The 21,220-nt window shown below is 71.5% G+C and carries 22 protein-coding genes and 1 riboswitch; of the genes, 3 read left to right on the top strand and 19 right to left on the bottom strand.

Annotated features, from left to right (window positions below):
* Positions 1–15: 15 nt before the first annotated feature.
* The 4 genes from ACY34K_RS06520 to mnmA all read right to left on the bottom strand — a co-directional run bounded on the left by ACY34K_RS06520 (position 16) and on the right by mnmA (position 3,878).
* Positions 16–1,029 carry a methionine synthase gene (locus tag ACY34K_RS06520; protein ID WP_462744656.1) on the bottom strand — a complete coding sequence of 338 codons (1,014 nt, stop codon included), beginning with the start codon at positions 1,027–1,029 and terminating at the stop codon, positions 16–18.
* A 5-nt stretch (positions 1,030–1,034) separates the two neighbouring features.
* Positions 1,035–1,724 carry an SDR family oxidoreductase gene (locus ACY34K_RS06515; RefSeq protein ID WP_462744654.1) on the bottom strand — a complete coding sequence of 230 codons (690 nt, stop codon included), beginning with the start codon at positions 1,722–1,724 and terminating at the stop codon, positions 1,035–1,037.
* A gap of 26 nt (positions 1,725–1,750) precedes the next feature.
* The gene (locus ACY34K_RS06510) at positions 1,751–2,293 is read right to left on the bottom strand and encodes an LOG family protein (RefSeq protein WP_462744652.1); all 543 of its coding nucleotides are present in this window, start codon (positions 2,291–2,293) and stop codon (positions 1,751–1,753) included.
* 451 nt (positions 2,294–2,744) lie between these two features.
* Complete coding sequence (gene mnmA / locus ACY34K_RS06505) at positions 2,745–3,878, bottom strand: tRNA 2-thiouridine(34) synthase MnmA (protein ID WP_462744650.1); 1,134 nt, start codon at positions 3,876–3,878, stop codon at positions 2,745–2,747.
* Between the two features lie 61 nt (positions 3,879–3,939).
* Here mnmA and ACY34K_RS06500 point away from each other — a divergent pair, with 61 nt between their 5' ends.
* Positions 3,940–4,590 carry an N-acetylmuramoyl-L-alanine amidase gene (locus ACY34K_RS06500; protein ID WP_462744648.1) on the top strand — a complete coding sequence of 217 codons (651 nt, stop codon included), beginning with the start codon at positions 3,940–3,942 and terminating at the stop codon, positions 4,588–4,590.
* A gap of 529 nt (positions 4,591–5,119) precedes the next feature.
* Here the strand turns inward: ACY34K_RS06500 and ACY34K_RS06495 are convergent.
* The 3 genes from ACY34K_RS06495 to ACY34K_RS06485 all read right to left on the bottom strand — a co-directional run bounded on the left by ACY34K_RS06495 (position 5,120) and on the right by ACY34K_RS06485 (position 6,854).
* The gene (locus ACY34K_RS06495) at positions 5,120–6,283 is read right to left on the bottom strand and encodes a cysteine desulfurase family protein (protein ID WP_462744646.1); all 1,164 of its coding nucleotides are present in this window, start codon (positions 6,281–6,283) and stop codon (positions 5,120–5,122) included.
* A gap of 107 nt (positions 6,284–6,390) precedes the next feature.
* The gene (locus ACY34K_RS06490) at positions 6,391–6,660 is read right to left on the bottom strand and encodes a DUF4190 domain-containing protein (RefSeq protein ID WP_462744644.1); all 270 of its coding nucleotides are present in this window, start codon (positions 6,658–6,660) and stop codon (positions 6,391–6,393) included.
* A gap of 29 nt (positions 6,661–6,689) precedes the next feature.
* Positions 6,690–6,854, bottom strand: coding sequence for a hypothetical protein (locus ACY34K_RS06485; RefSeq protein ID WP_462744808.1), 165 nt, complete (start codon positions 6,852–6,854; stop codon positions 6,690–6,692).
* A gap of 83 nt (positions 6,855–6,937) precedes the next feature.
* Here ACY34K_RS06485 and ACY34K_RS06480 point away from each other — a divergent pair, with 83 nt between their 5' ends.
* Positions 6,938–7,561 (top strand): TetR family transcriptional regulator, encoded by a 624-nt coding sequence (locus ACY34K_RS06480; protein ID WP_462744642.1) that lies wholly within the window; start codon positions 6,938–6,940, stop codon positions 7,559–7,561.
* A 164-nt stretch (positions 7,562–7,725) separates the two neighbouring features.
* Here ACY34K_RS06480 and ACY34K_RS06475 read toward each other — a convergent pair whose 3' ends face one another.
* The 12 genes from ACY34K_RS06475 to ACY34K_RS06420 all read right to left on the bottom strand — a co-directional run bounded on the left by ACY34K_RS06475 (position 7,726) and on the right by ACY34K_RS06420 (position 19,621).
* Positions 7,726–7,962 (bottom strand): hypothetical protein, encoded by a 237-nt coding sequence (locus ACY34K_RS06475; RefSeq protein ID WP_462744640.1) that lies wholly within the window; start codon positions 7,960–7,962, stop codon positions 7,726–7,728.
* Entirely contained in the window at positions 7,935–8,300 is a 366-nt protein-coding gene (locus tag ACY34K_RS06470) for a hypothetical protein (protein ID WP_462744638.1), read from the bottom strand. Before ACY34K_RS06470 ends, ACY34K_RS06475 begins: the two co-directional genes overlap by 28 nt.
* A 221-nt stretch (positions 8,301–8,521) precedes the next feature.
* Positions 8,522–9,343, bottom strand: a complete 822-nt coding sequence (locus ACY34K_RS06465; protein WP_462744636.1) for a thioesterase family protein — start codon at positions 9,341–9,343, stop codon at positions 8,522–8,524.
* Between the two features lie 26 nt (positions 9,344–9,369).
* Positions 9,370–10,050: a trimeric intracellular cation channel family protein gene (locus tag ACY34K_RS06460; RefSeq protein ID WP_462744634.1), complete on the bottom strand. Its 681-nt coding sequence runs from the start codon at positions 10,048–10,050 to the stop codon at positions 9,370–9,372.
* A 572-nt stretch (positions 10,051–10,622) separates the two neighbouring features.
* Positions 10,623–11,759, bottom strand: a complete 1,137-nt coding sequence (locus ACY34K_RS06455; RefSeq protein ID WP_462744802.1) for an ABC transporter ATP-binding protein — start codon at positions 11,757–11,759, stop codon at positions 10,623–10,625.
* Positions 11,760–11,782: 23 nt separating this feature from the next.
* Complete coding sequence (locus ACY34K_RS06450) at positions 11,783–12,883, bottom strand: ABC transporter ATP-binding protein (RefSeq protein WP_462744632.1); 1,101 nt, start codon at positions 12,881–12,883, stop codon at positions 11,783–11,785.
* Positions 12,880–13,878, bottom strand: a complete 999-nt coding sequence (locus tag ACY34K_RS06445; RefSeq protein ID WP_462744630.1) for an ABC transporter permease — start codon at positions 13,876–13,878, stop codon at positions 12,880–12,882. Before ACY34K_RS06445 ends, ACY34K_RS06450 begins: the two co-directional genes overlap by 4 nt.
* A gap of 123 nt (positions 13,879–14,001) precedes the next feature.
* Positions 14,002–15,777 carry an ABC transporter substrate-binding protein gene (locus ACY34K_RS06440; RefSeq protein WP_462744628.1) on the bottom strand — a complete coding sequence of 592 codons (1,776 nt, stop codon included), beginning with the start codon at positions 15,775–15,777 and terminating at the stop codon, positions 14,002–14,004.
* Positions 15,778–15,839: 62 nt separating this feature from the next.
* Complete coding sequence (locus ACY34K_RS06435) at positions 15,840–16,844, bottom strand: ABC transporter permease (protein ID WP_462744626.1); 1,005 nt, start codon at positions 16,842–16,844, stop codon at positions 15,840–15,842.
* Between the two features lie 429 nt (positions 16,845–17,273).
* Positions 17,274–18,062 carry an enhanced serine sensitivity protein SseB C-terminal domain-containing protein gene (locus ACY34K_RS06430; RefSeq protein WP_462744624.1) on the bottom strand — a complete coding sequence of 263 codons (789 nt, stop codon included), beginning with the start codon at positions 18,060–18,062 and terminating at the stop codon, positions 17,274–17,276.
* A gap of 92 nt (positions 18,063–18,154) precedes the next feature.
* Entirely contained in the window at positions 18,155–18,895 is a 741-nt protein-coding gene (locus tag ACY34K_RS06425) for an enhanced serine sensitivity protein SseB (RefSeq protein WP_462744622.1), read from the bottom strand.
* 63 nt (positions 18,896–18,958) lie between these two features.
* On the bottom strand, positions 18,959–19,621 hold the full coding sequence (locus ACY34K_RS06420; RefSeq protein WP_462744620.1) for an AAA family ATPase: 663 nt from the start codon (positions 19,619–19,621) through the stop codon (positions 18,959–18,961).
* Positions 19,622–19,814: 193 nt separating this feature from the next.
* Positions 19,815–19,908, top strand: a riboswitch (glycine riboswitch).
* Positions 19,909–20,063: 155 nt separating this feature from the next.
* Between ACY34K_RS06420 and gcvT the strand changes: the two genes are divergently transcribed.
* A complete protein-coding gene (gene gcvT, locus ACY34K_RS06415; RefSeq protein ID WP_462744618.1) occupies positions 20,064–21,179 on the top strand; it encodes a glycine cleavage system aminomethyltransferase GcvT in 1,116 nt (371 codons plus the stop codon).
* Positions 21,180–21,220: the final 41 nt, after the last annotated feature.

Raw genomic sequence — 21,220 nt, 5'->3', positions numbered from 1 at the left:
CCTCCGTTACTGACGTCACTCAGGGTTGTCCGCGAGCGATCTGGCCGCCTTGACGCAGTGGGCGAGCGCCGCCCGGGCATACGCGGGCGAAGCGCCCGCCAGACCGCACGACGGAGTGATCACCAACGACTCGGCGAGAGTCCCCGGATTCAGCCCCAGCCTGCGCCACAGCGTCCTGACACCCATGACGCTACCGGCAGGGTCCGACAATCGGCCGTCGGTGGACGCCACGACGCCCGCGAACAGCTTCGTACCGCCCTCGACGGCCTCCCCGATCTGCTCCTCGTCACGCTCGGTGAGCAGCTCGAAATCGAACGAGACGCCTGCCGCTCCGGCCCGGCGCAACAGGGCGAACGGCACGTCCGGGGCGCAGGAGTGGACGATCACCCGTCCCCCCTCCGCGGTGCCCACGGCGACCACGTCCCGCAGCGCGCTCTCGACGACCTGGCGGTCGACCGCGCGGTGTGTCCGGTACCCGCTGGCGGTCCGGATCCGCCCCTGCAGCACGGCGGTGAGGGACGGCTCGTCGAGCTGGAGCGCGATCCGCGCGCCGGGCACCCGGCGCCGTACCTCCGCGAGGTGCGCCCGCAGGCCCTCGGCCAGCGAGGCCGTGAGATCCCGGCAGGCGCCCGCGTCGCCCAGCGCCGCCTCGCCGTTCCTGAGCTCCAGGGCGGCGGCCAGCGTCCAGGGGCCGACGGCCTGCACCTTCAGCACGCCTTCATAGCCCTGGGTGAACTCCTCCAGGGCGTCGAGGTCCTCCCCCAGCCAGGACCTGGCCCGCCGGGTGTCCCGCCCTGGCCGGTCGCTGACCCGCCAGCCGCTCGGCTCCACGTGCCCGTACATCTCGACGAGCATCCCGATGGTCCGCCCGATCATGTCGGCGCCCGGACCGCGGGCCGGCAGCTCGGCGAGGTGGGGGAAGTCCTCGAACGTGCCGGTCACCGCCTTCGCGGCCTCGCGCGCGTCGCCCCCGGGCATCGACCCGATCCCCGTGGCGGGCCCCCAGCCGAAGGCCTCGTTCCCGTTCATCGCCGTCACCGGCCCGGCCGTACCGTGATGTCGTTGATCTCGGCGTCGCGCGGCAGGTCGATCGCCGTCAGGATCGCCGTGGCGACCGACTCCGGATCGATCCAGCGGGAGGCGTCGTACTCCTTCCCCTCCTGCTGGTGCACCTTCGCCTGCATCGGGCTGGCGGTGCGCCCCGGGTAGACCGAGGTGACGCGCACACCGTTGGCGTGCTCCTCCTGGCGCAGCGAGTCGGCGAGCGCCTTCAGGCCGTGCTTGGAGGCGGCGTACGCGGACCACCCGGCGTGGGCGTTGAGCCCGGCCCCGGAGTTCACGAAGAGCACCTGCCCCTGCGAGACGCGCAGTTGCGGCAGGAACAGCCGGGTGAGCTCGGCCGGGGCGATCAGGTTCACCTCCAGTTGGCCGCGCCACGCCTTGGTGGTCAGTTCACCCACCGCGCCGAGGTCGACGACACCGGCGATGTGCAGCAGCGAGTCGAGCCGGTCGGGCAGCGACTGGTGCGAGAAGGCCCAGGAGAGCCGGTCGGGGTTGGCGAGGTCGCCGACGAGCGTCCGGGCGCCGGGGAAGGCGTCTGCGAGCTCCTTGGCGCGTCCGGCGTCCCGCGCCAGCAGTACGAGTTCGTCCCCGCGCCCGTGCAGTCGCCGCGCCACGGCCGCGCCGATGCCCGAACCCGCTCCGGTGATCATGTGTGTAGCCATACGGGCCATGCTCGCACCCCTCGGGACTAGGGCGTGACGCCCATGGCCTCCTCCAGGTACGCCAGGGCCCCGACGCCGTCCTCGGCGAAGAACACCAGCTCATTGAGGGGCACCGGGAGGAAGCCTTCCTCCTCCATGCGCCGGAACTGCTGCTTCAGCCCGTCGTAGAAGCCCGCGGTGTTGAGCAGGACGACCGGCTTGGTGGTCATACCGTGCTTCTTCAGCTCCAGGATCTCGGTGGCCTCGTCGAGGGTCCCGGTCCCACCGACCATGATCACTACCGCGTCGGACCTGGCCAGCAGCTGTGCCTTGCGCTCGGCGAGGTCCCTGGTGACGACCATCTCGTCCGCCCCGGGCCGGGCCTTCGCCGCCAGGAAGTCCACGGACACCCCGACGAGCCGCCCGCCCGCCTCCTGGACACCGTCCGCCACGACCTTCATCAGCCCGACGTCGGAACCGCCCCAGACGAGGGTGTGCCCGCCCTTGCCGAGGAGCTCGGCGAATTCCCGGGCGGGACGGGTGTACCGCTCGTCGAGGTCGGCGGCGGAGAGGAAGACGCAGATGTTCATGGGCCTACGGTATGCGCCGCCACCGACAGCCGGCCCCTGTCCGCCGACGGCGCCCCAGCCGCCTCAGGAGGACGGGCTCGCGGAGGGGGCGGGGGTGCCCGCCGACCAGAAGTCGGAGCGGACGTTGGGGGTGGGGATCCGGCCGAGCGGCGGACGCGAGCGACATCCGCGCCCCGTCCGAGCCCGCCGCGAGGCCGAACACCTCCTGCCAGCGCTCCGAATACCCCACGGAACCCATCCCCCGACGCTCCCTCGCCTCGCACGCCCGCTCGATCTTGCCCGGCGAGGTCAGCGCGGCTCAGGGTGGTGAAAGACACCGCGGAGCGATTGATCCGGAATATTCGTCTCCGCCCATGGCGGCGCAGAGACGACAGACACAAGAGCAGGCGGCCTCATCCCACGCGCGGCTCGCACCCGCCCCCGTGCTCAGCGGAGGCGGGACCGGGGCTCACTACCGTCGGGCGCCGACCGGGGCCGTGCGGCGCGTCGTCGTGGCGATCGTCGCCGAGCCGACCACGCGCGTGCCGTCGTAGAGCACGATCGCCTGGCCGGGGGCGACGCCGCGGACCGGCTCGCCGAAGGTGACGTGCAGCTCGTCACCCTCCAGGGACGCCGTGACCGGGGTCTCGCCGCCATGGGCGCGCAGTTGGGCGGTGTAGGTGCCCGGGCCCGAGGGTGCCCTACCGCACCAGCGGGGCTTGATCGCCGTGAGGGCGGTGACGTCGAGGGCCTCGGCGGGGCCGACGGTCACCGTGTTGTTCACGGGCGAGATGTCCAGGACGTACCGCGGCTTGCCGTCGGGGGCCGGGTGGCCGATGCGCAGGCCCTTGCGCTGGCCGATGGTGAAGCCGTACGCGCCCTCGTGGGTGCCGACCTTGCTGCCGGACTCGTCGACGATGTCGCCCTCCGCCTTGCCCAGGCGGGAGGCGAGGAAGCCCTGGGTGTCGCCGTCGGCGATGAAGCAGATGTCGTGGCTGTCGGGCTTCTTCGCGACGGCCAGGCCCCGGCGCTCGGCCTCCGCGCGGATCTCGTCCTTGGTGGTCAGAGTGTCGCCCAGCGGGAACATCGCGTGCGCGAGCTGCTTCTCGTCGAGGACCCCGAGGACGTACGACTGGTCCTTGGCCATGTCGGAGGCGCGGTGCAGCTCCCGGCTGCCGTCCTCGCGGACGACCACGGTGGCGTAGTGGCCGGTGCACACCGCGTCGAAGCCGAGGGCCAGCGCCTTGTCGAGCAGCGCCGCGAACTTGATCTTCTCGTTGCAGCGCAGGCACGGGTTGGGCGTGCGCCCGGCCTCGTACTCGGCGATGAAGTCGTCGACCACGTCCTCCCTGAACCGCTCGGCCAGGTCCCACACGTAGAAGGGGATGCCGATGACGTCGGCCGCGCGGCGCGCGTCGCGTGAGTCCTCGATGGTGCAGCAGCCACGGGCGCCGGTACGGAAGGACTGCGGGTTCGCGGAGAGCGCCAGGTGGACACCGGTCACGTCGTGCCCCGCCTCGGCGGCGCGGGCGGCGGCGACGGCGGAGTCCACGCCGCCCGACATGGCGGCGAGCACACGGAGGGGGCGCTGGGGAGTCTGAGTCATAGCCCTACCAGGGTACGGCGCCCCGGGAACCGTAGTCGCGGGAGTATGCGTTGACGATCACATGGGGAGCAGGAGCGGGCGGGGAGTGGGCCGGCGGGCCGTGCTGATCGGCGGCGGTGCCGCGCTGATCGGTGCCGCGGTGCTGGCGCGGGACGAGCTGGAGCGTGTCTGGTGGCGGCTGCCGGGCACCGAGAAGAAGCGGGTGGAGGGTGAGCTGGACCACCGGGGCGCGGAGTGGACGGCGGCGTCCCGGGCGAACTGGCGTCGGGCGGACCGGCCGGAGGAATACACGATCGACCGGGTGGTGATCCATGTCGTCCAGGGCAGCTACCGGACCGCGCTGAAGGTCTTCAAGGACCCGGGGCACGGGGCGGCGGCGCATTACGTCGTGCGCAAGGACGGGCACGTCGCCCAGATGATCCGCGAGCCGGACGTCGCGTTCCACGCGGGGAACCGGGACATGAACGAGCGGAGCATCGGCATCGAGCACGAGGGCTTCGTGGACCGTCCGCAGGACTTCACGGACGCGATGTACGCGGCGTCGGCCCGTCTGACGGCCGGGATCTGCGCCCGGTACGGGATCCCGGTGGACCGGGAGCACATCATCGGGCATGTGGAGGTGGCGGGCACCGATCACACCGATCCCGGACCGCACTGGGACTGGGCCCGGTACATCAAGCTCGTCCGGGCCGCCTCCACCGCCGCCGGCTGAGGCCGTGCCCGCCGGCAGGACGGCAACGGCCGGGGCGCCACCCGAGGCCGTGCCGCCCTGCGGCAGGGCGCCTTCGGCCGGGCGGCCCGCAACCGCGCGGCCCGCGGCGCCCGGCCGCGGACGGGCGGCCTCCGGCCTGCCGGCTGCCGGCTGCCGGCTAGGGGGTGGTGCGAAAGTGGCGTCGTCCGCCCGGAGGGCGGGGCCGGGGCGTCCGGTGCGTGCGAGCGCAAGACGGAGGGTGGGGGTACCTCCCGCGCCGCCAGGCGCAGGGGGAGAGAGCACAGCGGGCCGCGCCGACGACTGACAACGCCGCGAGCGTGCGTGCCGGGCGCCCCCGGCCCGACGGGACTTTCGAAACGCGCCCTAGAAGGGCTGTCCCGTAATCCCCGGTGGATCAGCGCGCGGCGTCAGATGCGGTGCGTCGCAAGGCGGAGGGGCGTCCTCATACTGGGCGTATTCGGGCGTTCCGACAACGCAGCGAGGTACCGTGGCTGTCGTCGTGCGCCCGCCGGGGATTACGGGACAGCCCTTAGGTGAGGCCCGCCGTCCGGGCGCGTTCCACGGCCGGGCCGATGGCCTTCGCGACGGCGTCGACGTCCGCGCGCGTCGAGGTGTGGCCGAGCGTGAAGCGCAGGGTGCCCCGGGCCAGGTCCGGGTCGGTGCCGGTGGCGAGCAGCACATGGCTGGGCTGGGCGACGCCGGCGGTGCACGCGGAGCCGGTGGAGCACTCGATGCCCTGGGCGTCCAGGAGCAGCAGCAGCGAGTCCCCCTCGCAGCCGGGGAAGGTGAAGTGGGCGTTGGCCGGGAGGCGGTCGGCGGGATCGCCGCCGAGGATGGCGTCCGGGACGGCGGTGCGGACCGCGTCGATCAGCTCGTCGCGCAGGGCGCCGACTTCGCGGGCGAACTCCTCGCGCCGCTCGGCCGCCAGCCGGCCGGCGACGGCGAAGGCGGCGACCGCCGGGACGTCGAGGGTGCCGGAGCGGACGTGGCGCTCCTGGCCGCCGCCGTGCAGCACCGGGACCGGGCTGTACTCGCGGCCGAGGAGCAGCGCGCCGATGCCGTACGGCCCGCCGATCTTGTGGCCGGAGACGGCCATGGCGGCGAGCCCGGAGTCGGCGAAGCCGACCGGGAGCTGACCGAAGGCCTGGACGGCGTCGGAGTGCAGGGGGATGCCGAACTCGTTGGCGACGGCGGCCAGTTCCGCGACCGGCATGACGGTGCCGATCTCGTTGTTGGCCCACATCACGGTGGCCAGCGCGACGCTCTCGGGGTCCCGCTCGATGGCCTCGCGGAGTGCCTCGGGGTGCACGCGCCCGTGGGAGTCGACCGGGAGGTATTCGACGGTGGCGCCCTCGTGTTCGCCGAGCCAGTGGACGGCGTCGAGGACGGCGTGGTGCTCGACGGGGCAGGCGAGCACGCGGACGCGGCGCGGGTCGGCGTCCCGGCGGGCCCAGTAGATCCCCTTGACGGCGAGGTTGTCGGCCTCGGTGCCGCCGGAGGTGAGGACGACCTCGCTGGGGCGCGCCCCGAGCGCCTCGGCGAGAGTCTCGCGGGCCTCCTCGACGGTACGGCGGGCGCGGCGTCCGGCTGCGTGCAGCGAGGACGCGTTCCCGGTGACGGCGAGCTGGGCGGTCATCGCCTCGATCGCCTCCGGGAGCATCGGAGTGGTCGCGGCGTGGTCGAGGTAAGCCATGGTGCCCTGATTCTACGAGGCCGGACGCGGGCCCCGATCGGGTGCCGGTTCGGCCAGAGCGGCCTTTCGGCCACGAGCACCGTGGCGGGTGGGCCGGACGGTGCGGATCAGGCGAAGCTCCAGGACACCGTGCCGTCCACGGCCGTGAGTACGGCGAGCACGGCGAGGTCGGCGACGCCCAGGCCGAGACCGAGCATCGCGCGGCCCCGGCGGGTGGTGCCGTGCCGCAGCGCGAGGACGGCGAGTCCGATCGCGATCGGGCCGAGGAGGATGTTCATCACCAACAGGCCCACCAGCCCGAGGACGAACGCGGCGACGGCCATTCCGTCGGCGTCCCGGGTGCCGGTGCGCCGGCGGGGGGATGCGGTGAGTTCCATGACGGATTCCCTCCCTTGTCTGTTGCGGGTCAGTTGTGGCGGCGTTCCCGGACGGCGAAGACGAGCAGCCAGACGCCGATGACGGCGGCGGCGACGAGGCTGACCGGGGCCGGCACATGGGCCACGGCGCCGACCAGCACGCCCAGCATGAGAAGTGCTGCGACGACGAAGAGCATGAGGACGACCTCCCTCATTCAGAAAACAGTTGTTTACTGACTACCCAGTCTAGCTGTCGTATGCCTGGAGGATTCCGGAGAACAGTTGTTTACTGAATGGTATGAGTCACACCGCCGGTATCCGCCGGGCACAGAAGGAGAAGACCCGTCAGGCGCTCCTGGACGCCGCGCTGCTGCTGCTGGAGGACCAGAGCCTCAGCAGCCTGGGGCTGCGCGAGGTGACCCGCGCCGTCGGCGTCGCGCCGACCGCGTTCTACCGGCATTTCCGCGACACCGCGGACCTGGGGGTCGCCCTGGTCGACGATGCCCTGGGCAGTCTGCACGGCACGATCCGCACCACCCTGGCGACCACCGGGGACAGCGACGAACGGATCGCCGCGACCGTCGAGTTGATCGCCGGGCTGGTACGCGAGTACCCCGCGCACGTCCGTTTCATCGCACGGGAACGGCACGGCGGCGTACAGCCGGTGCGCGACGCCATCGGGGGCCAACTCGACCGGTTCGCGCGGGAGGTGGCCGACGAGCTGGCCCGTCACCCCGAGTCGGCGGGCTGGGACGGGGACGATCTGCTCATGCTCGCCGGGCTGTACGTCGACCACATGGTGATGACCGCCTCCGCGTTCCTCTCGGCCGGTGCGGACCCGGCCGGGCTGGAGCGGGTGGCGGGTACGGCGCGCCGTCAGCTGCGGCTCGTCAGTCTGGGGCGCCGCCACTGGCTGGACTGACGTCCGCCGCGGACAGCTCCAGCACCGCGACGGCCCTGCCGGCAGGGAGCGGGTGTGGCGCACCTCCGGGAACGCCCGCCGCACTCTGTCCACTCCCCTTCGGGCCCCTCACGGTCGCGTCCACTCCCCGTCGTGCCCGGCTTCCGGTTCGTCGTGAGCCGCGCTTACTGGAGGCGCGGTGAGAGTCGAGGCGCGTGCCGTGGAGGCGGGCCGGGACGCGGGGGCCGGCGGGCCGGTTCTCCGCCCGGCTCCGCAGCACCTCCCACGTCCGCGAGTTCGGGGGCGGGCCACGGCCGCACCGGTGCGTCGGCGACGGTGCCCCGCCGGAGGCGGCCCGCACGGTACAGCCGGGGCGCGCCGCGGTGGTCGGCGATCAGGTACCAGACGCTCGCCTCGCCCACGAGTCCGTACGGATCGGCGGTGTACGCCCTCGCCGGTCGGCGCCGCCGTGGCGGTGGCGCAGCCGCAGCCGGCTGTCGGTGAGTTCGGCACCGCGCAGGGCGCCGACGCCGGCCGTCGGCGACGGGGCCGTGCACCCGGCGCTCGGGGTCCACCAGAATGCGTGCCCGCCCTGCGAGTCCGGCGGCGGGGCAGCGTGGCTCCTGCGCACAGCGATGGCCTTGCGCCGCGCCGACCCGGGCGCACGGCCGAGCCCGAGCGCGGCGTGTGCGCCCTGCGCGGCGAGCACGATGAGGGCGGCGCGCGACTCGTCGGCGGTCAGCCCGGTGATTGTCCGCACGGAAGCCGGAGAGCAGGGCGATACCGCCGTGCCGGCGCCACGCTCGGTGCAGACGGGGACGCCGGACGCGGAGAGCGCCTCGACGTCCCGTGGATGGTGCGTCCGGGGACTTCGAGGCGCTCGGCGAGCTCCCACGCCGGGAAGAGGCCCGGGTCGGGAGCAGAAGCAGGATCGGGAGCGGCCGGTGGGACGTCACCCGGCCACGCTGGATGGTGGCGCGGTTACCGCGGCGCCCGGGCCAGCTGGCGGGACTGGGCGACCAGGCGGTCGGCGCTGTCCCAGACCTCGGCGTCCTCCTCCAGGAAGCCGCCGGCGAGGTTGCGGGTGGTGATGGCCACCCGCAGCGGGCCGGGCGCGGGACGGCAGCGGATGTGGGCGGTGAGCTCGACGGTCGGGGTCCAGCCGGTGAGGCCGAGCTCGAAGGAGGTCGGCGGCAGGGCGTCGACCGTCAGCAGCAGGGACAGCGGGTCCGGCTCGCGGCCGTCGGCGAGGCCGAACCAGCCGCGCATCTCGCCCTTGCCGGACGGGGCGCCCACGGCCCAGCCCAGCGTGGTCGGGTCGAGCTTGATGTCGAGGCGCTCGGTGATGGCGGAGGAGCCGGGGATGGGCGCGGGCCCGTCGGCCGGGCCGAGGCAGTGCTCGCGCGGCGGGATGGCCGGCGGCTTGGCCGTCGTACGGACGTCGTCCGGGAGCGAGTCGAGGTCGCCGTAGGAGGCGAGGACGCGGATGCGTTCGACCTCGGTGCCGTCCTCCGCGTACTGGAAGAGGGACGCCTGGCCGGTGGAGAGCGTGCGGCCGGTACGGACGGTCTCGGTCCGGACGACGGCGGGACCCGGCGCGGAGGGCGTCAGATAGTGCGCCGAGATGGTGAACGGGTCGGGGTGCGGGAGGGCCTCCCCGAGCGCGCGGCCGAGGAGGGCGAGCAGGTAGCCGCCGTTGACCGCGTGAATGATCGTCCAGCCCGCGGAGAGTTCGGCGTCGTACACGCCGGGCTCGCGGAGGGTGACCGCGGTGTCGCGGTCGAACTCGAACTCGCTGTCCATGGCGAAAACCGTACAGCAGGAAACTACTAAGCGGTAGCTTTCTTGGAAAGGTCCTCCTCGGAGCGGGCGGAGCGGCGGTTCCAGGCGCGCGGCGCCCGCCAGTGGAAGCGCATGGCGAGCAGACGCAGCAGGAAGGCGGTGACGACGGCCAGACCGCTGGTGAAAGGGTTCAGCATCTCGAAGCGGATGCAGAGCACGACGATGGTGGAGCCGACGATCGCCGGGACGGCGTACAGGTCGCGGTCCCAGCGCAGCAGCGACGGCACCTCATTGGCCAGCACGTCCCGCAGGACGCCGCCCCCGACGGCCGTCGCCAGGCCCAGCACGGCGGAGAAGGTGAGGCCCAGGCCGTACTCGTACGCCTTCGTCGTCCCGGTGACACAGAACAGACCCAGGCCCGCCGCGTCGAACACGTTCACGGCGGTCTGGGTGCGCTCGACCTGGGGGTGCAGGAAGAAGACGAGGACGGTCGCGACCAGAGGCATCAGGAAATACCCCAGGTCCGTGAACGCGGCGGGCGGTACGGCCCCGATGATCAGGTCCCGGAAGAGCCCGCCGCCGAGCGCGGTGACCTCGGCCAGCACGGCGATGCCGAAGACGTCGAAATTCTTCCGGACGGCGAGAAGGGCGCCGGAGATGGCGAACACGAAGATGCCGGCGAGGTCGAGCGCGTGTTGGACGGAGGGGGTGAACAAATCCTGGAGCACCGCCCAATTGTGCCCGTTCTCCCCGGGAGCTCCCGCCCCCGCCGGACGGCCGACGCGGCCCCCGGCGAGGGCGAGCGGGGGCCGACGACCCCGCACCCCCGTGCAGGGCGGCTTCACGCCGCCGCGCGCCGGCCGACCAGCACGCCGCCCGCGTCGGGCCCGCGTGTCGCGCACCCGAGCAGACCGCACCGGCCCCCGGTTCCACGGCGCTCTTCGCGCACCGCGTCGACCGGCTTCGCGCCGACGCGCCTCGCGTGCGCGGCGGGCCCGCCCGGCCGCAGGCGCGGACAGTGCGGCATCGCTGCCGCGCGCCGTCCGCACCTCGCGCGGGACGGCGGGACGGGGCCCCGGGGGGAAGCGGGGGCGCCGACGCCCCCGCACCCGAGCGGGCACCGCCCCGCACCCGAGCGGGCACCGCGCCGTACCCGAGCGGGCACCGCGCCGTACGCCCGCCCCGCAGCGCCGTCCGCGCACGGCGACCGAGGGCGGTGACGACGGCTTCGCCCGGCTCCGGGCACTGACGGGTGGCGGAAAGGGCGCCGCCCCGGGCCGGGGGCTCGGGGCGGCGGGGGTTACTGCTTTTCCGGGGTGCTGTCGTCCGGTGGGGACGACGGTCGCTGCGACAGGTCGACGACCTCGATCGCCTCGCGGGCCGAGGCGAGGACCGTTTCGCCGGGGGCCTGGTCAGGGGCGTTCTCCGGGTGGTGGCAGGCCACCCGCCGGCCCGGCCGCAGCTCCAGCAGCGGGGGCTCCTGGACCTTGCAGACCTCCGTCGCCTTCCAGCACCGCGTGTGGAAGCGGCAACCGCTCGGCGGGGCGATCGGCGAGGGGACGTCGCCCTTCAGCAGGATGCGCTCGCTCTTGGCGTGGCGCCGCTTGGGGTCCGGGATCGGCACCGCCGACATCAGGGCCTTGGTGTACGGGTGCATCGGCGCCTGGTACAGGGACGTGCGGTCCGCCAGCTCGACGATCTTGCCGAGGTACATCACCGCGATCCGGTCCGACACGTGCCGGACGACCGAGAGGTCGTGCGCGATGATCACGTAGGTGAGTCCGAGCTCCTGCTGGAGGTCGTCCAGCAGATTCACCACCTGGGCCTGGATCGACACGTCCAGCGCCGAGACCGGCTCGTCGGCGACGACCAGTTTCGGGTTCAGGGCCAGTGCCCGGGCGATGCCGATGCGCTGGCGCTGGCCGCCGGAGAACTCGTGCGGGTAGCGGTTGTAGTGCTCGGGGTTGAGGCCCACGACCTCCAGCAGCCGCTGCACCTCCTTCTTGATGCCGCCCTCGGGCTTGACGCCCTGCAGCCGGAAGGGGGCGCTGACGATCGTGCCGATGGTGTGGCGCGGGTTCAGCGACGAGTACGGGTCCTGGAAGATCATCTGCACGTCACGGCGCAGGGGACGCATCGCGCCCACGCCGAGGTGCGTGATGTCCCGGCCCTCGAACTCGACGGTTCCGCCCGTCGGTTCGAGCAGCCGGGTGATCAGCCGGCCCATGGTCGACTTGCCGCAGCCGGACTCGCCCACGACGCCCAGGGTCTCCCCCGCGCGCACCTCGAAGTCGATGCCGTCGACGGCCTTCACCGCGCCGGTCTGGCGCCGCAGCAGGCCCTTGCGGATCGGGAAGTGCTTCTGCAGGCCGCTGACCTTCAGCAGGATCTCGGGGTCCGCGGACCCGTCGCCGGTGCTCTGTGCGGGAATCGTCACCGCCGCGTCCTTCGCGTTCTCGCTCACAGCTTCGGCGCAATCTCTTCGGTCCAGATCCGGTTCCGCTGCTCCGCCGTCATGTGGCAGGCGGCCCAGTGCCCGCTGCCGACCTCGCCGAGCTCGGGCCGCACCGTGCGGGTGAGGTTGTCCTTGGGCACGTCCGCGTACGCGCAGCGCGGGTTGAACGCACACCCGGACGGGATGTTGATCAGCGACGGCGGGGAGCCCTTGACCGGGATGAGCCGCTCGGTCTGCTCACGGTCGAGGCGTGGCATGGAGCCCAGCAGTCCCCAGGTGTAGGGGTGCCGCGGCTCGTAGAACACCTTCTCCGCGGGCCCGCGCTCCACGCACCGGCCGCCGTACATCACCAGCAGGTCGTCGGCCAGCTCGGCGACGACGCCCAGGTCGTGGGTGATGATGATGACGGCGGATCCGAACTCCTTCTGCAGGTCCCGGATCAGGTCGAGGATCTGGGCCTGCACGGTCACGTCGAGCGCGGTGGTCGGCTCGTCCGCGATGAGCAGTTCGGGGTTGTTGACCAGCGCCATGGCGATCATCGCGCGCTGCCGCATACCGCCGGAGAACTCGTGCGGGTAGTTGTCCACCCGCTTGTCGGGCTGCGGGATGCCGACCCGGTCGAGCATCTCGATCGCCCGGCGGCGCGCGGTCTTCTTGTCCACGTCGTGGTGGATCCGGTACGCCTCCACGATCTGCTTGCCGATCGTGAAGTACGGGTGCAGCGCGGACAGCGGGTCCTGGAAGATCATCGCCATCTCCCGGCCGCGCAGCTCGCGCACCTTGTCCGGGTCGGCGGAGAGGAGTTCCTGCCCGTCGAGCCAGATCTCGCCGGAGATCCGCGCCTTGCGCTTGCCGTACTGGCCGGCGGTGTGCAGGCCCATGATGCCGAGCGACGTCACCGACTTGCCGGAGCCGGACTCGCCGACGATGCCGAGGGTCTTGCCCTTCTCCAGCGTGAAGCTCAGCCCGTCGACGGACTTCACCAGGCCGTCGTCGGTGGGGAAGTGCACCTTGAGGTCGCGTACGTCCAGGAACGCGGTGGGTGCGGCCGAGCCGGTGGACACCGGCTCGCCGACCGCGCTTCCGGTTTTGCCGAGGTCTGTCATGCGAGCCTCACTCGGGGGTCGATCGCGGCGTACAGGATGTCCACGACGAGGTTCGCGACGATCACCGCGAGGGAGGTGATGAGGGTGACGCCGACGATCACCGGCAGGTCGCGCTCACTGATCGCCTTGAGCACTGCCTGGCCGAGGCCGGGGAGACTGAAGGCGGTCTCGGTGAGGATCGCGCCGCCGATCAGGGCGCCCAGGTCCATGCCGAGCATGGTGAGGATCGGGGTCATGGTCGAGCGCATGGCGTGCTTCCCGATCACGACGGGCTCCTTGAGGCCCTTGGCGCGGGCGGTGCGGATGTAGTCCTCGCCCATCACCTCCAGCATCGTGGCCCTGGTGATGCGCGCGTACATCGCCGCGTACAGGAAGGCGAGGGTCACCCAGGGCAGCAGCATGCCCTGGAACCAGCCGCCGAGGCTTTCCTCCACCGGTACGTACTGGCCGTCGATCAGGCCCAGTCCGTAGTCGAAGATCGCCAGGGAGAGCAGCGCGGTGAAGTAGATCGGCAGCGAGACGCCCGAGAGGGCGACCATCATCACCGAGCGGTCCCACAGGGAGCCCCGCTTGAGGGCGGACAGGACACCGGCCGTGACACCGGCCAGCAGCCACAGCACGGCCGCACCGAGGGCGAGCGAGAGCGTCACCGGCAGGCGGTCGGTGAGCACCGGCCAGATGGCCTGCTCGCTCCGGAAGGAGTAGCCGAAGCACGGCGCCGCGCAGTGCGTGACGTCGCCGCCGGCCGCGTAGGTCCGGCCCACGAAGAGGCCCTTGAAGAACTCGAAGGCCTGGACGTACACCGGCTCGCCGAGCTGCAGCTTCTGCCGGACGGCCTCGACGGCCGCGGCGTCGGACTGCTTGCCGACGTACATCGTGGCCGGGTCGACGCCGGTCCACTGGGGGACGAGGAAGAAGATGCCGAAGACCACCAGGATGATGACCACCAGCATCACTGCGACGGCGAACAGCCGCCTGATGAGGTATGCGAGCACTGCTCTCGGCCCGGCGGTGCGGGCCGCGGGCCGCCGGAGGTCTTCCGGGGCCCGCGGCCGGTTCACACCGCTCCGGCCTTCACCTGCCTTTCGTACCGTGTGGCGGGTGTGCCGGTTGGCGGATTACTTCAGACCGAGGCTGATGAAGTCGTACATGCCGCTGTACGCGTCCGTCGTGTAGACGTTGGTCAGTTCGGGCGAACGCCAGTTGACGAACTTCTCGAAGACGAAGGGCAGGTAGTGCGCGCCCTCCATGACCTTGTGGTTGATGTCCTTGGCGATCTGGTCCTTCTTGGCGGCGTCCAGCTCCACCACGAACTCGTCGAACAGCTTGTCGATCGCCGGGTTCTTGATCATGCCGAAGTTGTTGTTACCGCTGTCGAGGATGTACTTGCTGTCCCACAGCGGCTGGCCGTAGCCCTGCACGGACGGGAAGTCCGCGCCCCAGCCCATGATGATGATGCCGTAGTTCTTGCTCTTGACGACCGACGGGTTGCCGATGATGCCGGAGGTCTGCGAGCCGTCGTACTTGTCGATGTCGACCTCGATGCCGATCTTCTTCAGCGACGCCTGCATCGACTCGGCGGTGGCGACCTCGACCGGCTTGTTGTTGCGGACCGCGATGGTGGTCTTGAAGCCGTTCGGCTTGCCGCAGGCCTTCAGCGCGGCCTTCGCCTTGGCGACGTCGGCGGCACCGTCGTTCGCGGTGAGGTTCCACGGGTCGTACGACTGGCCCTCGGAGCCCGGCACGGTCGGCGGGAGCATGTTGGTGCCGATGTCACCACCGGCGACCGGGCCGCCGCGCGCGGTCTGCAGCGACTTGTGGTCGGAGCCGTAGATCACGGCCTTGCGGCACTCGATGTTGTCGAACGGCGCGACCGTCTGCGGGAAGACCGCGTAACGGATGTAGCCGGAGACCGGGTTGTCCAGGTTGCCCTTGTGCTCCTTCAGCGCCTTGATACGGCCCTGCGGGGACATGCCGGTCTGGTTGATGTCGAGGTGGTAGTCGCCGTTGATCAGACGGTTGTCCATGTCGTCGGCGTTGGTGAAGAACGTGACGGTGATCTTGTCCGGCAGCGCCTTGCGGACCGGGTCCGAGGACTGCTTCCAGTTCTCGTTGCGCACCAGCGTCAGCGACTTGTTCGGCGTGTACGACTGGAACTTGTACGGGCCGGAGGAGAACGGCTTGAGGCCGTACTTCGACTTGGTGTCCTTGTCCTGGCGCACCGGCGACGACGAGGTGAGGGCGAGGATCTCCTCGAAGTCGCTGTTGGGCGACGGGAGCTTGAAGACGATGGTCTTCGCGTCCGGCGTCTCGATGGCCTTCAGGCCCAGCTTGTCCTTGGAGGTGTCCTTGTAGGGACCCGGGTACTCCTTCTTCGGGTCCAGGATGTCGCGCAGGTAGACCGGGCCGCCGGACAGCACGTCCTGCGCCCACTGGCGCTCGATGCCGTACTTGATGTCCTGGGAGGTGATCGGCTTGCCGTCCTCCCAGGTGATCCCGTCCCGCAGGGTGTAGGTGTAGGTCTTGCCGTCGGCGGAGATCTTGGCCCGCGCGGTCGCGAGGTCCGGGGTGAGTTCGGTGCCGGCCTTGCCGGGCTCCGTCTTGCTGGTCACCAGCTGACGGCTGTAGAAGCGCATGAAGTTCCAGGCGAAGCCGTAGTAGCCGCGCGTGGTGTCCCACGAGTCGGCGTCCTGCGCTCCGGCGAACTTCAGCGTGCCGCCCTTCTTGGTGGAGGCACTGGCGACCTTGTTGTTGGCGGCGTCGAAGCCCGCCGATCCGCCCTTGCCCTTGCTGTCGCCGCCGCCGCCGCATGCTGCTGTCGACAGCAGCGCCGCGACCACGGCAGCAGCTGCCACGGCCTGCTTGCGCCGCCCTGGGGTGCGTTGGGTAGTCACGTTCTCGGATCCTCCGTCTGTGATACGGCCTGCGGAAAACAGGTCCCTGGGGGTACGGCAGTTCAGCGCGAGCCCTTCGGGTCGAGCGCATCGCGTACGCCGTCGCCGAAGAGGTTGAAGGAGAGCACGGTGATGAAGATGGCCAGGCCCGGGATCACCATGTAGGTGGGGTCCGAGTCGTAGTAGGCCACCGCGGAGGAGAGCATGTCTCCCCACGAGGCGGTGGGGGGTTTGACGCCCACGCCCAGGAAGCTGAGCGCCGCCTCCGTGAGGATGTTCGTGGGGATCATCATCGTGGTGTAGACGATGATCGGTGCGACGAGATTGGGCAGCAGTTCCTTCACCAGGATGTAGAACCGCCCGGCCCCGAGACTGCGGGCCGCCTCCACGTACTCCCGCTCGCGCAGCGAGAGCGTCTGGCCGCGGACCACGCGTCCGATGTACGGCCAGCCGAAGAAGCCGATCACGAGGATCATCACCATCACGCGGACGCCGGTCCCCTCCAGACCGAGCAGCTGGTTCGGCATGACCGAGACCAGCGCGATGATGAAGAGCAGCTGCGGGAAGGAGAGCAGCATGTCCATCACGCGGCTGATGGCCGCGTCCACCCAGCCGCCGAAGAAGCCGGCGAGGATGCCGAGGACGGTGCCGAGCACGACGGCGACCACCGCGGACAGGAAGCCGACCAGCAGGGAGATCTGGGCGCCGTAGACGATGCGGGCGAAGACGTCGCGACCGTTGACCGGTTCGACGCCCAGCCAGTGTTCCCCGCTCATACCGCCGAAGGAGCCGATGGGTGTGGAGAAGAGCGGGTCGATCAGGTCTTCGTGGTGTTCGTTGGGCGACTGGCCGACCAGTCCCGTGATCACGGGCGCCAGGGCGGCGACGATGATCAGGAAGAGCACCACCGCGCCGCCGGCCAGGGCCAGTTTGTCGCGTTTGAGGCGCTCCCAGGCGATGCGTCCCGGAGAGCGGCCCTGCACTTTCTTCCCCTCGGAGACGCCCGCCGCTTCCGCGGCAGCGCTCGGGGCCGCTTCCGCGGTGGGCTCGTGCAATGGTGCCGTCATCGTGGCAAGGACCCCTCTCAACCGGCGGTGGCCGGCCCGCACTTGCCGCTTGTAGCGGCGTGTTCAGTCCGTCGTACTCATTCGCACGCAGGGGCGAACCCGCCCCTTGGAGCGGGAGTCTTCAACGCTGCCGTGATCTGTCACCAGACCTGGCAAGGAAAGGATGCGTAAACGTGATGCTGTCTGGGAGGTTCCGTTATCCGAACGGCCGTGAACGCGTCTCGGACACGGTGCAGTTGGTTTCAAGAGGTACGGGCGCAGAAGTGCCGTACTTGTCTCACCAGGTGACATCAGACCGGACATGCGGGCCGTAACGCGTCGAGGGCGGCCAAAGGCCGCCCTCGACGCGTGTGTCGGTGGTTGTTCCGGTGTTGGTTTCCGGCCGTTGGTTCCGGGTGTCGCGTGACCGGTCCCGGTCCCGGAGTCCCGTCAGTGCGGTACGCCGTGCGCGGGCGGGTAGCCGTACCCACCGGCGGGGGCGGCGGCCGTGGCGTGTGCCTCGCGGTCGTAGAAGGGGCGGCTGTTGGCCCGCAGCCACATCGTGACCGGGTCGAAGTCGTCGGACATCGCGACCGTGGAGACGGGCAGCCCGTCGGGGACGGCGGCGATGGACTGCTGCATCATGGCGCGCACTGAGTCGACCGAGGACTGGCTGGTGTCGTACAGGTCCAGACCGATGGCGAGATAGGGCGTGCCGAGCGCCGGCTGGACCCAGGCGCGGCGCAGGGAGCGCACCGCGGGGGTGCGGTGGGCGTTCTGCGTGAGCAGGGCGTAGAACTGCGGGATCTGGATGGCCGGCTCGGACAGCCGCAGCGGTCCGGCGGGCATGCGGTCCAGGCCGGTGGCGATACGGCGCAGATCCGGCCACGGGATGCCGACACCGCCGCCCGGGGCGTGCGGATTGAGCCAGATGCCCCAGCGGTCCGGGTAGAGCGCGCGGGCGATGTCGAGGCCGCCGACGACCTCGTGCGCGCGGTTCCAGCCGGAGACGGCCAGTTCCTGGGCGGAGGTGACACACGGGGCGTACCCGAGGCCGTCGACCTCCATGTTCCCGTACTGGGCGTCGGGCGCGCCGGCCCGGCCGTGCCAGAGCAGCATCCAGATCTGGCCGTCGGCGAGGGCCTGCAGCAGTGCCTCGTAGGCGTCATAGCGCCCGGGCGTCACCTGCCGCAGCATGTGTTCGACCTGTCCGGCCGCCGCGGTGCCTGACGCGCTCACCCTGGGTCCCGCCCCTCTTCCGTCCACCGGACCAGCTTAAGTGGCCGTGCTGTCACTGGCTTGACGTCCGCTTGACGGCGGTCGCCGTTCGTTTATCCGTGCGTACGCCGGTAGAAGGGCCGGACCTTCTCCAGCATCCAGTCACCCACCGGGTCCTGCGCTATGTCGAGCAGCACCAGGTTGACCGGCCAGGGGACCCGCACCCGGCCCAGTGCGCGGCCGAGCGCGTCCATGGGCACGTTACGGTCGGCGCCCTCGAAGGACGAAAGCTGGACACCGATGAACAGCGCCGGCTGCCCGCCCTCGACGCTCGCGAGGGCGCGACGGGCGGTGAGGACGGTGCCGGCGGCCTCGAACTCGGCGCCCGCCGCCGCCAGGAAGTCGACCGGGTCCTCCTGCCAGTCCGGCTCGAACAGCCGGACGCGTCCGCCGGAGGCGGGCCCGTCCAGCGGGGTGCGGCCGGCCCGGCACAGCTCGGCGACGGCGGGCGGCGGCAGGGGCACACCGACGGCGCCGCCCGGGTTCACGGCGATGCCCAGCTGGGGCGGCAGGCCGCGGGCGAACTCCACGGCCGGGGCGACGGTGTACGCCATCCGGTCACCGACGCAGGCGCGGAACTGCTGCTCGGAGCTGAACACCGGGACGTACGGCAGGCCGTCGATCTCCAGCGTCGGCAGGTCCAGGTTCGGGCTGTCCGGGCCACCGCCGTTGGGCAGCGGCACCCAGACCCGACTGCGGCCCAGCACCTCGACGAGCCGGCCTCCGGCCGCGGGGTTGCCGAGCGAGGCGGCCAGCACCTCTTCGAGCTCATTGCCCGGCCATGCAGTGTCCACTGGTGTCCCTCGCCCTTTCCCGCCACGCAGCGCCCCGGATGCCTGTGGCAAAACCCTAAGGGTTCACGGGAAGCCGATGCGCGTCAGGGCGCCGGCCGCCGGCCGGTCGAGGAGCGTCGCGGAGGCGCAGCCGCGGGGCAGGGCGCCCTTCTCGGCGTCGCGCACCAGCCGGCCCACGGCCCTGCGGTGCCGGGCGAAGGCGTATCCGGACACTCCGCGGCCCCGCTCGCGCTGCCCCTCCCGGGCCGTCCCCGGGGTGACGTCCAGCAGCACCAGGTGCAGGGCGCTGCCCCGGCGGCGGGCCTCGCGGGCGAGCCAGCGGCGCACCCAGGCCTGGGTGCCGCAGTCGTGGACGACGACGCTCTTCCCGGAGCGCAGGGCGCGGCGCAGGCCCGCGTAGTGGGCGACCCGGACGAGGGGGCGGTAGACCGCGTACGGCAGGAAGCGGGGCATCTTGCGCTCCCAGCGCTCGCGGGCGTCCTGGGAGTCGATCCCCCGCCCGGGGGCCGCGCGGGCGATGAGTGTGGACTTGCCGCTGCCGGGCAGTCCGGAGACGACCACGAGGTCACCGGCGGCGAAGGAGAGCGCGCGGGGGCACCGTCCGGCCCGGTCGCGCAGGTCACGCAGGACGGGGGCGGCCGCGGCGGCGCGGCCGCGCGCGGGCAGCCCCGGCCGGGCGGGCACTCCCGCGGTCGTCGCGTACACACCGGTGCGCTGCAACGTCATGGCTTCTCCCCCATGCTCGGGCCCGGTCCGGAAGGCGGCCCCTCGGGTCGGCTAATCCGACCCTTGCCCATGAAGTGTAAAGAAAGGGTAATGAGGCACAAGCGATTTGCCGATGTGGAGCCGCGTGCAATGATGTGCGCGCCACGTGCAGCACAGTCGTACGACGTGCGTACACAACCTCATACCGGCCGCTTGAATCCGCGCGGGAGAGTTCCGGGGTCAGCCCCGGGCGCCGAAGGAGCAAGTTCCTCCCTTGAATCTCTCAGGCCCCGTACCGCGTGGATGAGGCAGATCTGAAAAGTGAGCCGCCCCGGTGGCTCCACCCAAGGTGCAAGCCGAGGCCCGTCCAGGGGACGACGCCGCGGCGAACCTCTCAGGTTCCGATGACAGATGGGGAGGATTGTCCTCGCCAGCCATGTCCTGGGACCCGGGAGCCACATCCATGAGCACTGCCCCCCGTCTGACCGCCCTCGATGCCGTGCATCGTGCGCTGGGCGCGACCATGACCGACTTCGCGGGCTGGGACATGCCGCTTCGGTACGGGAGCGAGCGCGACGAGCACAATGCCGTTCGCACGAAGGCCGGACTTTTTGACCTCTCCCACATGGGTGAGATCACCGTCACCGGTCCGCAGGCATCGAAGCTGCTCGATTTCGCGCTCGTCGGAAACATCGGTTCGGTCGGTGTCGGCCGCGCCCGCTACACGATGATCTGCCGCGCCGACGGCGGCATCCTGGACGACCTGATCGTGTACCGGCTCCAGGAGCAGGAGTACATGGTCGTCGCCAACGCCTCGAACGCCCAGATCGTGCTGGACGCGCTCACCGAGCGCGCCGCCGGGTTCGACGCCGTCGTGCGTGACGACCGCGACGCGTACGCGCTGATCGCCGTGCAGGGCCCCGAGTCCCCCGGCATCATGAAGTCGCTGACCGACGCGGACCTGGACGGGCTGAAGTACTACGCGGGCCTGCCCGGCACCGTGGCCGGTGTCCCGGCCCTGATCGCCCGCACCGGTTACACCGGCGAGGACGGCTTCGAGCTGTTCGTGGAGCCGCGGCATGCCGAGAAGCTGTGGCAGGCGCTGACCGAGGCCGGCGCCCCCGCGGGGCTCATCCCCTGCGGCCTGTCCTGCCGCGACACGCTGCGCCTGGAGGCGGGCATGCCGCTGTACGGGCACGAGCTGACCACCTCCCTGACCCCCTTCGACGCGGGCCTCGGCCGGGTGGTGAAGTTCGAGAAGGAGGGCGACTTCGTCGGCCGCGAGGCGCTGGCCGCCGCCGCGGAGCGGGCCGAGTCCGCCCCGCCGCGCAAGCTGGTCGGCCTGATCGCCGAGGGCCGCCGGGTGCCGCGCGCCGGCATGCCGGTGGTCGCCGGCGGCGAGGTGATCGGCGAGGTCACCTCCGGTGCCCCGTCCCCGACGCTCGGCAAGCCGGTCGCCATGGCCTATGTGGACGCGGCGCACGCCGCGCCCGGCACCTCCGGCGTGGGCGTCGACATCCGCGGTACCCATGAGCCGTACGAGGTCGTGGCGCTCCCCTTCTACAAGCGCCAGAAGTGACAGCGTCCTACGTGACCCCCCGCACCACCGCCCCGTTCACC

This window comes from Streptomyces sp. STAM6 (assembly GCF_054963715.1).
This window is presented reverse-complemented; position numbering and strand designations above follow the sequence as displayed.